Raw genomic sequence first — 12,747 nt, 5'->3', positions numbered from 1 at the left:
TGGCGGTGCGGCGTCAGCCCTTGAGGCCCGTCCCCGCGACGCCCTCGACGATCCGGCGCTGGAAGAGCAGGTAGAGGATGACGAGCGGCAGCGCACCGAGCACGGCGGACGCCTGGATGTCGGCGAAGCGCTGGCCGTAGGAGCCCTGCACCGTCGCGAGCCCGACCGGGATGGTCATGAGGTCGGGGTTCGAGAGCACGAACAGCGGCAGGATGAGGTTGTTCCACACCGTCACGAAGGTGAGGATCGAGACGGCCGCGATGACGGGCCGCGACAGCGGCATGATGACCGACCAGAAGGTCCGCCACACGCCCGCGCCGTCGATGCGCGCCGCCTCGTCGAGCTCCTTGGGCAGCCCGTCGAAGAACTGCTTGAAGATGAAGACGGCGATGACGGCGGGCACCTGCGGGAAGATGACCGACCAGTAGGTGTTGAGCAGCGAGAAGCTGTCGAGCAGCTGGAAGATGGGCACGATGAGCACCTGCGCCGGGATCATGATCCCGGCGAGGATGAGCACGAACACGAGCTTCCGGCCGCGGAAGCGCAGCCGGGAGAGCGCGTAGGCCGCCATCGAGGCGAAGACCACGGTCAGCACCACCGTGCCGGCCGAGGTGACGAAGCTCGCCAGGTACCAGTTCCAGATCTGCCCGGACTGCAGCAGGGTGGCGTAGCTCGCGAGCGTCGGGTCGGTGCTGCGGAGGATGGCGTCGGCGCCGAGCGAGGCGGTCTCGTTCGAGACCAGCGACGTCTTGATGGCCCAGAAGCTCGGGACGAGCCACAGGAAGGCGAAGACCCCGAGGACGATCCCGGCGACGATGTTGAAGGTCCGCGGGCTCCGGATCCTCGTGGGGTCCGTCCGGGCGGGCGCTGCGGCGGAGACGCCGTTGCCGCCGCGCGTCCTGGTGCTGCGGTCGGTCGTGGTCGCCATCTCAGGCCTCCCGGTCGGAGCGGTCGAGCAGCTGGCGCGCCACCGCGATGACGACGATGACGATGAAGAGCAGGACCGACGCGGCGGAGGCGGCGCCGACCCGGTAGTCGGTGAAGGCCGTGTTGGTGATGAGGCCCAGGGCGACCTGCGTCGAGATCCCGGGGCCACCGGCGGTCATCAGGTAGACCTGGTCGAAGATCTTCAGGCTCGCGATGATCTGCAGGATGATGACGAGCGTCGTCGTCCGGCCGAGCAGCGGGACGGTGATGTAGCGGATCTGGTGCCAGGGGCTCGCCCCGTCGACCGACGCCGCCTCGTACAGCTCCCGCGGGATGTCCTGCAGCCCCGCCAGGTAGAGCACGAAGTTGAAGCCGATGGTCCACCAGATCGTGGCGACGGCGATCCCCACCATCGCGAGCGACGGGTCGGCGAGGACGGCGTCGGGCTCCAGGCCGATGAGGGACTGGAACTGGGGCCAGAGGCCGGACGCCGGCGTGAAGAGGAAGATCCAGATGAGCGAGATCGACGCCGAGGGAAGCACGAAAGGCACGAAGAAGGCCAGCCGGAAGAACCACTGGCCGCGCTGCACCCGGTTGGCGAGCACGGCGAAGACGAAGGACAGGACGACGAGCGGCGGCACCGTGTAGAGCGTGAACTGCAGGGTGTGCCACATCGCGGACCAGAAGTCCGAGCGGGTGAGCATCTCGGCGTAGTTGCCGAGCCCCGCGAAGGTGCCGAGCCCCGGCTGGACGATGCTCGTGTTGAAGAAGCTGACGACGAACATGTAGACGGTCGGCCCGATGAGGAAGGCCAGGTAGAAGACGCCGAACGGCGCCAGGAAGAGCCAGGCCGGCCGGCTGTCCGGCCGCCGCTCCGAGGTCCGCCGCGCGGTCGTGGTGGCCTCGGCGGGGGGCCTGAGGGTCTGGGTCGTCATCGGGGGACCTCCTGCAGGGCCGGCCGGGGGGACGGTGCGGGCGCCGCGGCCGCGCGGCGACGGCCCGTCACACCGGGCTCTGGGTGTCGAGGTAGACGGCCAGCTGCTGCCGGATGGCCGCCATGGCCTGCTCCGGGGTGAGCCGCTGCTGCTGCACGAGGCCGACCTGGGCCCCGACGGTGTTCTCGAAGGTCGAGCCGGAGCCCGAGTACCAGGCGGGGGCGTCGTAGACGACGTACTCGGCGGCCTGCGCGTAGTCCGCCTGCGGTGTGAGCTCCAGGTACTCCTGGCTCTCCAGCGTCGGGATGTACGCCGGGATGTGCCCGCCCTTCGCCCACGTGAGGCTCTGGTCGAGCATCGACCGGACGAAGCCCATGGCGAGCTGCATCTGCTCGGGGGTCCGGTCCATGCGGGGCAGGACGAACGTGTGCGAGTCGCCCTGCGCCGCCGGCTGGTCGTACAGCTGCGGGATGGGCACCATGCCGAAGTCGAGCCCCTCGACGCCCTGCGCCGTGGTGATCTCCCACTCGCCCTGCAGGTAGAAGGCCGCCTCGCCCGTGAACATCTGCGTCTGCGACCCGGCGTAGTCGATGGCGCGGGGCAGCCACCCCTGCTCGGACATGCGGCGGATGTAGGCGAGGGTGTCGAGCGCGGCGTCCTCGTCGACGGTCAGCTGCGTCCCGCCGTCGCCGAGGAAGGGCGTCGCCCCGGCGTGCTGCTGGTAGAGCGTCTGGAAGAGGCGCCAGGGGGTCGCGTTCTCCGACACGTTGGCCGAGCTGACGGCGAAGGCGCCCGTCACCTCCTGGGCCGCCGTGAGCGCCGCCTCCCACTGCTCCACGCCCTGGATCGGGGCGAGCGTGCCCGAGCCGTCGAGGAGACCCGCCTGCTCGCAGACGTCCTTGTTGTAGAAGAGGACGAAGGGGTGGGTGTCGAGCGGGATGGCGTAGGACGTGCCGTCGATCTTCTGGCCGTCCCACACCTTCGGCGTGAAGTCCGACGGCGAGAGGTCGACCAGGGCGAGCATCTCGTCGGTGATGGGCGTCAGGAGGTCGGCGTTCGCGAGGTTCTGCGAGCGCGTGAGGTGCGCGACGGCCACGTCCGGCGGCTTGTCGCCGAGCGTGGCCAGCGAGACCTTCGTGTAGTACGGGTTGCCCCAGGCGAAGGTCGCCGCCTGGAGCGAGGACGAGCCGCCGTGCTCCTGCACGTAGACGTCGAGCATCGTCTGGAGCCGGGCGCCGTCGCCGCCGCCGAAGAGGTTCCAGAAGGTCACCGTCCCGGGGTTGAGCGGCGTGCCGGCGAGACCGGCGGCGAGCGGGCTGCCGCAGCCGGAGAGGGCGCCCGCGGCGCCCAGCCCCCCGACCGCGAGGGCGCTCTGGAGCAGGCGCCGTCGGGACCAACCTGGGGTCGTCGTCATGGACATCCTTCCCGGCCGCCGTTGGCCTGGGCTGGGTCTGCTGGGTACCACCGCCGGTGCGCGCGGCCCCCGTCGCCGTCGCCGCGCCCTGCGCCCTCCGTCCTCTCCGTCGAGGCTCGATGGCCGCAATGTGAACGGTCACATGACGGGTGTCAAGGTCCGTGGGGGAGCCGCTCTCCACGCCGCCGACGGCATGCTCGCGCGCGGGAGCGCTCCCACGGGAGAGGTGGTGCGGGCCGTCACGACGACCGGCCGTCGGGGGCGCGGGGGCCGGGAGGAGGTGCCGGGCGGAGGCGGCCGGGCGGAGGGGTCCGCCGCGGGCGCGGGTAGCCTCCTGCGGTGCCGTCGCCAGCCGCTCGAGGGAGCCACGCGTGATCGAGATCCTCAGCCCCCGCGAGGTGGAGCGGGCGCGGTCCGCGGGCGCCCTGGTGGCGCACATCCTGCAGACCTGCCGGGAGCGGACGCGGGTGGGCACCAACCTCCTCGAGATCGACCGCTGGGCCCAGGAGCTCATGGCCGAGGGCGGCGGCGTCTCCTGCTACGTCGACTACGCGCCGTCCTTCGGCCGCGGGCCCTTCGGCCACTACATCTGCACGTCGGTCAACGACGGCGTCCTGCACGGCCTCCCCCGCGACCAGGCGCTCGAGGACGGCGACCTCCTCACCCTCGACATCGCCGTGCTCGTCGACGGCATCGCCGCCGACTCGGCCGTGAGCTTCGTCGTCGGCGAGGCGCGCGACGAGGCGGACCTCGCGCTGATCGACGTCACGCGCCGGGCGCTCGACGCCGGCATCGCCGCGGTCGGCCCGGGCGCGCGGCTGGGCGACGTCTCGCACGCCATCGGCGAGGTCCTCACCGGCGAGGGGTACCCGGTCAACACCGACTTCGGCGGCCACGGCATCGGCGCGACGATGCACCAGGACCCGCACGTGCCGAACCTCGGGCGGCCCGGCCGCGGGTACCGGCTGCGCCCCGGGCTGCTCCTGGCGCTCGAGCCGTGGGTCATGGCCGACACCGACGAGCTCGTGACGGACGACGACGGCTGGACCCTCCGCAGCGCCACCGGCTGCCGGACGGCGCACAGCGAGCACACCGTCGCCGTCACCGAGGACGGCGTCGAGGTGCTGACGCTGCCGCGGGGCTGACGCCCGGCGCCCCGACCGGCTCCGCCCCGGCCTCCTCCGCCCCCGGCGGGGCGGCGACCGTGGTCGTCGTCGGCGCCGGGCAGGCCGGCTTGTCGGCCGCGCACCACCTGCGGCGCCGCGGCTTCGCGAGCGCGCTCGACGGCGACGGGGACCGGTCCTTCGTCGTCCTCGACGCCGACGCCGCCCCGGGCGGCGCGTGGCAGCACCGGTGGCCCTCGCTGCGCATGAGCACGGTGAACGGGATCTTCGACCTGCCCGGCGCCCCGCTCCCGCCCGTCGACCCCGAGGAGCCCGCGCGCACGGCCGTGCCCCGCTACTTCGCGGCCTACGAGCGCGACCAGGGGCTGCCGGTCCTGCGCCCGGTGCGGGTGAGGCGCGTCGAGCGCGCCGACGGCGACCCCGAGGGCAACCTGCTCGTCCGCACCGACGCCGGGACCTGGCGGGCCGGCTTCCTCCTCAGCGCCACGGGCACGTGGACGAACCCGCTGCTCCCCCGCTACCCGGGCGCCGAGGTCTTCCGCGGGCGCCAGCTCCACACGAGCCAGTACGCCTCGGCCGAGGACCTCCGCGGGCGCCGGGTCGCCGTCGTGGGCGGTGGCATCTCGGCGGTCCAGCTGCTCGAGGAGGTGTCGCGGGTCGCGTGGACCGCCTGGTACACGCGGCGCGAGCCCGTCTTCCGGGAGGGCCCCTTCACGTCGGAGACGGGGCGCGACGTCGTCGCCCGCGTCGCGGCCGACGCCGAGGCGGGCAGGGCGCCGCGCAGCGTCGTCTCCTACACCGGCCTCTCCTGGACGCCGTACGCCGTGGCCGCCCGCGAGCGCGGCGCCCTGCGGCGCCGCCCGATGTTCACGGCGCTCGAGCCGCACGGCGTCCGGGAGGCGGACGGCACGTCCACGTCCGTCGACGTCGTCCTGTGGGCCACCGGGTTCCGCCCCGCGCTCGGCCACCTCGAGCCGCTGGGCCTGCGCAGCGCCGACGGCGGCGTCGAGGTGCGCGGGACGCGGGTGGTGCGCGAGCCGCGCGTCCACCTCGTCGGGTACGGGCCAGCGCAGTCGACCGTCGGCGCCAACCGGGCGGGGCGGGACGCGGTCGCGGAGGTCACGGCCGCCCTGGCGCGACCCCGGCCCTGAGGCCTGCCGGCGGGGACGGCGCTCCCTCCCCCCCTCCGGGCGCCGGCGGCCTGAGGAGGGCGTCGCGGGCGGGTCTCCCCGGAGGGGGTGGACACCAGGGTCCGCAGTGGCTTGGATCACTGCTGGCGACGGGGGCGACCTGCCGTGAGGACGGTCGGCAGCGCCGACCGCGGGCGGAGGCTGCCGTGGCTGCGACACCGGGTGGGACGGACGCCGTCGTCGAGCCCTCCCCGGACCCCGGTGTCGACCACGGCGCCCTGACGGCGGTGCTGAGCACGTTCGCGAGCTCCGTCACCCACGCGTTCACGACGCGGACGGTGCTGACCCAGCTGGTCCGCGCCGTCACCGACGTCCTCGCCGTCGACGGGTCCGCCGTCATGGTGGCCGACGACGACGTCCTCCTGCGCTTCGCCGAGGCCCACGGCCCCCTGCGCCCGATCGTCGAGGAGGCGGAGCGCCTGCAGGAGGTGCTGCAGGACGGGCCCTGCCGGGAGAGCCACGACACGGGTCGCGTCGTCGACGTGGCCGACCTCCGGCTCGAGGGACGGTGGCCCGCCTACCAGGCGGCGGCCGAGCGCCTGGGGCTGCGCGCGGTGACGTCCGTCCCGCTGCGCGCCCGTGGTCGCGGGTGGGGCGTCCTCGACCTGTACCGGAGCGACACCCGCCGGCTGGCCCCGCACGAGCTCGCCGCCGCGCGGACGCTCGCCGACGTCGCGACCTCCTACCTCGTCGTCGCCGCCGACCGCGACACGGCCGAGCGCGCGCAGGCCCAGCTCGCGCACCGCGCCATGCACGACCCGCTCACGGACCTGCCCGTGCGCTGGGTCCTCGTCGAGCAGCTGCAGCGGTCCCTGGCCCGCCTGGCGCGCCGCGGCGGCCGGGTGGCCGTGCTCTTCGTCGACCTCGACGGGCTGAAGTACGTGAACGACACCCACGGGCACGCGGCCGGCGACGACCTCCTCACCGCCTGCGCCCAGCGGATGCGGGAGGTGCTGCGCCCGAGCGACCTCGTCGCGCGCGTGGGCGGCGACGAGTTCCTCGTGCTGCTGGACGACCTCGTCGAGCCCGCCGAGGCCACCGACGTCGCCCAGCGGCTCCTGGCGCGCGTGAGCCTCCCGCACGTGTCGGCGGGCGTGGTCCTCATGCCCTCGGCCAGCATCGGCGTCGCGCTGACCGACGACGCGGACCTGGCCCCCGAGACCCTCGTGGCCCACGCGGACTCGGCGATGTACCGCGCCAAGGCGGGCGGCCGGGGGCGCGTGGACTCCTTCGACGCGGCCGCCTACGAGAGCCACCGGGCCGAGGCCACCAACCCGGACCAGCTCCTGCCCGCGCTGCGGGCGGCGCTCGAGGACGGCGGGCTCGAGCTGTGCTTCCAGCCGCTGCACGACCTCGGCGACGGCCTGGACGGGCACCCGCCGGCGGGCGGCGACGCGCCCCCGGGGCCGCCGCCGCGCGCGTCGCCGTCCGACACGGCCCGCCCGCGCCGCGCGGTCGGGAGGCTGCACGCCGTCGAGGCCCTGCTGCGGTGGCGCCGCCCCGGGCACGGGCTCGTGCGCGCGGAGGAGTTCATCCTCGCCGCCGAGCGCAGCGGCCTCGTCGTCGAGCTGGGGGCCTGGGTGCTGCGGGAGGTGTGCGCGCAGCTGCGCGCCTGGGACGAGGCGCTCGGCGCCCTCTCCCCGCCCAGGGTCTTCGTCAACGTCTCGGCCGTGGAGCTCGCCGACCCCGGTCTCGCCGACCGGGTGCGGCGGACGCTGCACGAGACCGGCACGGCGCCCGGGCGCCTCGTGCTCGAGGTGACCGAGACGAGCCTCAGCGGCGACGTCGAGACGACGGCCGCCACCGTCCGCTCCCTCGTCGCCCTCGGCTGCGAGCTCGCCATCGACGACTTCGGCACCGGCTACTCCTCGCTGCGCCGGCTCGTCGACCTGCCGGCCACCTGCCTCAAGGTCGACCGGTCCTTCACCCGGGACCTGCGCACGAGCCCCGCCGCCGCGGCCGTCGTCACCGCCGCGGTGCAGCTGGGCCGGACGCTGCAGCGCACGGTCGTCGTCGAGGGCGTCGAGGACGAGGGCACGCTGCAGGCGCTGCTCGCGCTGGGCGCGACGCACCTGCAGGGCTACCACCTCACGCGACCGCTGCCGACCGACGAGGTCACGGACCGGCTCGCCGCCTGGTGAGCCGGTCGCCCGCCGCCACGGGCCCCGGGGAGGCCCCTGGACGGCGGCCGGCTACCGGGGGGACCGTCGACCCGCGGCCGGGAGGGCCCGGCCGCCCGACGTCGCAGGAGGCGGTCGTGGCCGGGCACCGCGTCTTCCGCACCCCCTTGGCGAGCATCCACCCCCACCACGTGGCCAAGGCCGAGCGCGAGGGGCGCAGCCGGGCCGACGTCGACCTCGTCGTGTGCTGGCTCACGGGCTACGACGCCGCGGGCCGGGCGGGGCTCGACAGCCCCACCACCACCGACGGCGCTGCGCCGGATCACGTTCCGGCAACTCCCTGACCGGAGGGCCTCCGCTCCCCTAGCGTCCGCCCTGCGGGCAGAGGTCGCCTCCGACGAGCTGCCGACGGGGGCCCTCGGCGCTGCTGCGCCCGGGCGCAGGGGGTACTCATGGCGCTCTCGACGACGTCCTCTCGCGGGACGGGCTCTGCTCGCCGGACAGGACCTGCTCGCGGGACGGGCTCACGGGCGCTCGTCGCCGCCCTCCTGGGCGGGGCCCTGCTCCTCGCGGGGTGCGGCGGAGGCTCCAGCACCGACCCCGAGGCGGAGGGGGAGGTCGGCCCGCTCGGCGAGTACTTCGCGCAGATGTACCCCGAGCAGTCCGAGGAGGACATGGCCGCGCAGATGCGCGAGGTCGAGGAGCTCACCGCCGCCTGCATGCAGGAGCAGGGCTTCGACTACACACCCATGGACACCTCGCAGGCCTTCGGCGACATGACCGTCGAGGAGGACGTCGACTACGAGTCCGAGGAGTACATCGCCACCCACGGCTACGGCATGACGACGTGGGAGACCGAGGCGACCCCTGCCGAGGAGGAGGTGTGGGTCGACCCGAACGAGGACTACGTCGCCGGCATGTCCGAGAGCGAGCAGAACGCCTTCTACGAGGCGCTCTACGGGCCCATGGACGTCGTGGAGGAGACCGACCCCGAGGCCGAGATGGTCGAGTACGACTGGACCACCGCGGGCTGCAGCGGCGAGGCGCAGCACGAGGTGGAGGGCGAGACGGTCGACCCCTTCAGCGACCCGGCCTTCTCCTCGCTGCAGGAGGAGATGGACCGGATGTACACCTCCGTGCAGGACGACCCGGCCGTTTCCTCCCTCGACGGCGACTGGTCGGCCTGCATGGCGGAGGCCGGCTACGACTTCGCGACGCCCGACGACGCGTGGCAGGACATCAGCGACCGCAGCGACGAGCTCTACGCCGCGACGAGCAACACCTCCCCCGAGCCCGACCCGGCGGCGATGGACGAGCTGCAGCAGCTCGAGATCGACACCGCCCTGGCCGACCACCGCTGCCAGGAGGAGGTCGACTACGACGGGACCTACCAGGAGGTCTCGTCGCGGGTCGAGCAGGAGTTCGTCGACGCCCACCGCGCCGAGCTCGACGCCATGGTCGAGGCCGCGGGCCAGGAGCCGTGAGCGAGCGGTCCCGCGCGGGCCGGGGCGGCCGCACCGTCGCGGTCGTCGGCGTCACCGCCGCGCTGGCCCTGGGGGCGGGCCTGCTCGCCGGGCGCGCGGTCACCTCGCCGGCCGAGGCGGCCGCGGAGGCGGAACCGCCGGCGGCAGGACCCATCACGGTGCCCGTCGAGCGGCGGGTGATCTCCGACGACGTCGTCCTGCGGGGCGACGTCCGCTACGACGACCCGGCGCCCGTCGCCGTGGAGACGGGTGACCGGGGCGAGGGCGGTCCCGCCGTCGTCACCGGTGCCGTGCCCGAGGTGGGCGCGACGCTCGAGGCGGGCGCCGTCCTCCTCGAGGTGACGGGCCGCCCCGTGCTCGTGCTGCCCGGCGAGCTGCCGGTCTACCGCAGCCTGCGGGCGGGCTCCTCGGGGCCCGACGTCGTCCAGCTCGAGGAGGCCCTCACCGCCCTCGGCATCGACGTGGGCGAGCCGGGCAACACCTACGACAGCGGCACCGCCGCCGGGGTCCGGGCGCTCTTCGACCGCGCCGGCTACGCCCCGCCGTCTGCCGGCGAGGAGGTGGACGCCCTCGTGGAGGACGCCGAGGCGGCGCTCGAGCAGGCGGAGGCCGACCTCGCGGCGGCCCGCGCCGCGCTGCAGGAGGCCCGGTCGGGCCCCGCCGAGTCGACGCGGGTGGAGGCCGACAACGGCGTCCGCGAGGCCGAGCGCCAGCTGGCCGCCGCCCGCGAGGGCGGCGACGCCATGGCCGTCGCCACGGCGGCGGACGCCCTCGAGCTGGCCCGCGCGCAGCGGCGCGAGGCCCTCGCCGTCCCCGAGCCCGTCGCGGAGCAGCAGGCGGTCGCGGCGGCCGAGGACGCCCGCGACGGCGCGCAGGAGGCCCTGGTGCAGGCGCGGGACGAGGCGCTGACGGGGCTGCCGGCGGGCGAGGTCGTGTACCTGCCGTCGCTGCCCCGCCGCGTGGACGAGGTGTCCGTGCGCCGCGGCGGCCTCGTGGACGGGGCGGTCGTGCAGGTCTCCGGCGCGACGCTCGAGGTCTCGGCCTCGGCGTCGACGAGCGACGCCGCGCTGCTGGCGCCGGGGATGCCGGCGGTGCTCGCGGGCCCCGACGGCGAGGAGGTCCCCGTCGAGGTGTCGGCCGTCACCGACGACGAGGCCGGCGGCGCGCCGGCGGGCGCCGAGGGCGAGGGCGGTGACAGCTCCGGCGGGGAGGGCTCCGGCGGCGGGGGCTCCGGCGAGCCGCGGACGGCGCGCTCCACCGTCACCTTCGCCGTCGGCGCGCTCACCGACGAGCAGCTGACCGCGCTGCAGGGCCAGAACGTGCGGGTCACGGTGCCGGTCAGCTCGACCGGCGGGGAGGTCCTCGCCGTGCCCCTGGCCGCGCTGACGGCCGGGCCCGGCGGCGAGTCCCGGGTCGAGGTCGCCGGCGACGACGGCGGCACCGAGCTCGTCGTCGTCGAGACGGGGCTCGCCGCGGACGGCTACGCCGAGGTCTCCGGCCCGGGCCTGGACGAGGGCGACCTCGTCGTCGTGGGGCGATGAGCGCCCCCGTCGTCGAGCTCGTCGGCCTGACCCGGACTTTCCCCGGCCCGCCCCCCGTGCACGCGCTCGACGGCGTGGACCTCGTGGTGCGCGCCGGGGAGTACGTGTCGGTCGTCGGGCCGTCGGGGTCGGGCAAGTCGACGCTGCTCCACGTCCTCGGCCTGCTCGACCGCCCCACAGGGGGCGACTACCTCCTCGACGGCGTGCCGACGTCGACGACGTCCGAGCGGCACCGGGCCCGCCTGCGCGGGGGCCGCATCGGCTTCGTCTTCCAGCAGTTCCACCTGCTGCCGCACCGCAGCGTCCTCGACAACGTCCTCCTCGCGACCCTCTACAGCGGGGTGCCGCGCGCGGAGCGCGTCGACCGGGCCCGCGCCGCGCTGGAGCGGGTGGGCCTCGACCACCGCGTCGACGCCGCCCCGACGACCCTGTCCGGCGGCGAGCGCCAGCGCGTGGCCGTCGCCCGCGCCGTCGTCACCGGCCCGAGCCTGCTCCTGGCCGACGAGCCCACCGGCAACCTCGACTCGGTGAGCTCGGCCGCGGTGATGGACCTCTTCGACGAGCTGCACGCCTCGGGGCTGACGCTCGTCGTCATCACGCACGACCCCGTCGTCTCCGCCCGGGCGCAGCGGCGGGTCCGCATCAGCGACGGCCTGCTGGCGGAGCTGTGAGGCGGCGCGCCGCGCCGGTGGCGCTCGAGGACGTGCTCGAGCTGGCCGAGGCGGAGACCCCGCCACCGCCCCCTCCCCCGCGCCGGCGGCGGTGGTGGGGCCGTCCGTGGCGGCGGGGCGACGGCTTCGACCTGCGGGACCTGCTCGCCGAGGGCGTCGCCAGCGTCGGCGCCCGCCCGGGCCGCCTGGCGCTGACGATGCTCGGCACGGTGCTCGGCATCGCCTCGCTCGTCGTCACCGTGGGCCTGGCGCAGACCGCCGCCGGGCAGGTGGGCCGCCAGTTCGACGCCGTCGCCGCCACGCAGGTCGTCGTCCGCCCCGGCAGCGTCCTCACCCAGTCCGGCGAGGAGCGCGCGACGGGGCGCCTGCCCTGGGACGCCGAGGAGCGCGTCGAGCGGCTGGCCGGCGTGGAGGACGCCGGGGCGCTCGCCGCCGTCGACCTCGGCGGGGCGCCCGTCACCGCCGTGCCCGTCAACGACCCGTCGGCGCCGGCCGCGGTCTCGCCGCCGGTCGTCGCCGCCTCCCCCGGGCTGCTCGACGCCGTCCGCGGCCGCGTCGTCACCGGTCGCTCCTTCGACGCCGGGCACGACGCCCGCGCCGACCGGGTGGTCGTGCTCGGGGCCCGGGCCGCCGAGCGCCTCGGGGTGGGCCGGGTCGACCGTCAGCCCACCGTCTTCCTCGGCGAGGTGCCGTACACGGTCATCGGCGTCGTCGACGGCGTGCAGCGGCGCACCGACCTGCTCGACGCCGTGCTCGTGCCCCTGGGCACCGCGCGCGCCGACCTCGGGCTCGCCGCGCCGGAGGAGCTGCAGGTGCGCATCGAGGTGGGAGCGGGCCCGCTCGTCGCCCGCCAGGCCCCGGTGGCGCTGGACCCGGGGAGCGACGACGCCTTCGACGTCGAGGCGCCGCCCGAGCGGTCGCGCGCCCGCGAGGCCGTCCAGGCCGACCTCAACGCGACCTTCCTCGCCCTCGGGGCGGTGGCGCTGCTCGTCGGCGGCCTCGGCATCGCCAACGTCACGCTCCTGTCGGTGCTGGAGCGGCGCGGCGAGATCGGCCTGCGCCGAGCCGTCGGCGCCACGCGTCGCCAGGTCGCGGGCCAGTTCCTCGTCGAGTCGGTCGTCCTCGGCCTCCTCGGCGGGGTGGTCGGCGCCTCGCTCGGCGTGCTCGTCGTCGTCGGCGTCTCGGTGGTGCAGGCGTGGACCCCCGTCCTCGACCTGCCGACCGCCTTCGGCTCCGCGCTGCTCGGCGGGCTCATCGGGCTCGTCGCCGGCGCGTACCCGGCGGTCAAGGCCGCCACGGTCGAGCCGATCACCGCGCTGCGCGGCGGGGTCTGACGCACGA

The 12,747-nt window shown here is 75.5% G+C and carries 11 protein-coding genes; 8 read left to right on the top strand and 3 right to left on the bottom strand.

Annotation, left to right across the window (positions count from 1 at the left end):
- Positions 1–13: 13 nt before the first annotated feature.
- From Q0789_RS03860 to Q0789_RS03850, 3 genes are all read right to left on the bottom strand, one after another.
- The gene (locus Q0789_RS03860) at positions 14–928 is read right to left on the bottom strand and encodes a carbohydrate ABC transporter permease (protein ID WP_298802304.1); all 915 of its coding nucleotides are present in this window, start codon (positions 926–928) and stop codon (positions 14–16) included.
- 1 nt (position 929) lies between these two features.
- Complete coding sequence (locus Q0789_RS03855; protein WP_298802302.1) at positions 930–1,862, bottom strand: carbohydrate ABC transporter permease; 933 nt, start codon at positions 1,860–1,862, stop codon at positions 930–932.
- 67 nt (positions 1,863–1,929) lie between these two features.
- Positions 1,930–3,276: an extracellular solute-binding protein gene (locus Q0789_RS03850; protein ID WP_298802300.1), complete on the bottom strand. Its 1,347-nt coding sequence runs from the start codon at positions 3,274–3,276 to the stop codon at positions 1,930–1,932.
- 371 nt (positions 3,277–3,647) lie between these two features.
- On the opposite strand from Q0789_RS03850, the gene map reads away from it, so the two are divergent.
- The 8 genes from map to Q0789_RS03810 all read left to right on the top strand — a co-directional run bounded on the left by map (position 3,648) and on the right by Q0789_RS03810 (position 12,740).
- Complete coding sequence (gene map / locus Q0789_RS03845; protein WP_298802298.1) at positions 3,648–4,421, top strand: type I methionyl aminopeptidase; 774 nt, start codon at positions 3,648–3,650, stop codon at positions 4,419–4,421.
- A 59-nt stretch (positions 4,422–4,480) separates the two neighbouring features.
- A complete protein-coding gene (locus Q0789_RS03840; protein ID WP_298802296.1) occupies positions 4,481–5,551 on the top strand; it encodes an NAD(P)-binding domain-containing protein in 1,071 nt (356 codons plus the stop codon).
- Positions 5,552–5,736: 185 nt separating this feature from the next.
- Complete coding sequence (locus tag Q0789_RS03835) at positions 5,737–7,731, top strand: sensor domain-containing phosphodiesterase (RefSeq protein WP_298802295.1); 1,995 nt, start codon at positions 5,737–5,739, stop codon at positions 7,729–7,731.
- Positions 7,732–7,847: 116 nt separating this feature from the next.
- Complete coding sequence (locus Q0789_RS03830; protein WP_298802294.1) at positions 7,848–8,054, top strand: DUF2200 family protein; 207 nt, start codon at positions 7,848–7,850, stop codon at positions 8,052–8,054.
- 108 nt (positions 8,055–8,162) lie between these two features.
- On the top strand, positions 8,163–9,194 hold the full coding sequence (locus Q0789_RS03825; RefSeq protein WP_298802293.1) for a hypothetical protein: 1,032 nt from the start codon (positions 8,163–8,165) through the stop codon (positions 9,192–9,194).
- Positions 9,191–10,735: a hypothetical protein gene (locus Q0789_RS03820; RefSeq protein WP_298802292.1), complete on the top strand. Its 1,545-nt coding sequence runs from the start codon at positions 9,191–9,193 to the stop codon at positions 10,733–10,735. The genes Q0789_RS03825 and Q0789_RS03820 overlap by 4 nt, the downstream gene beginning before the upstream one ends.
- Positions 10,732–11,406 carry an ABC transporter ATP-binding protein gene (locus Q0789_RS03815; RefSeq protein ID WP_298802291.1) on the top strand — a complete coding sequence of 225 codons (675 nt, stop codon included), beginning with the start codon at positions 10,732–10,734 and terminating at the stop codon, positions 11,404–11,406. The genes Q0789_RS03820 and Q0789_RS03815 overlap by 4 nt, the downstream gene beginning before the upstream one ends.
- Before the next feature lie 131 nt (positions 11,407–11,537).
- A complete protein-coding gene (locus Q0789_RS03810) occupies positions 11,538–12,740 on the top strand; it encodes an ABC transporter permease (RefSeq protein ID WP_366917634.1) in 1,203 nt (400 codons plus the stop codon).
- Positions 12,741–12,747 lie beyond the last annotated feature (7 nt).

This window comes from uncultured Pseudokineococcus sp., assembly GCF_947499845.1.
In the GTDB taxonomy this organism is placed as follows: Bacteria; Actinomycetota; Actinomycetes; order Actinomycetales; family Quadrisphaeraceae; genus Pseudokineococcus.
Note: the sequence above shows the minus strand (reverse complement) of the source record. Positions and strands in the feature narration are given on the sequence as shown.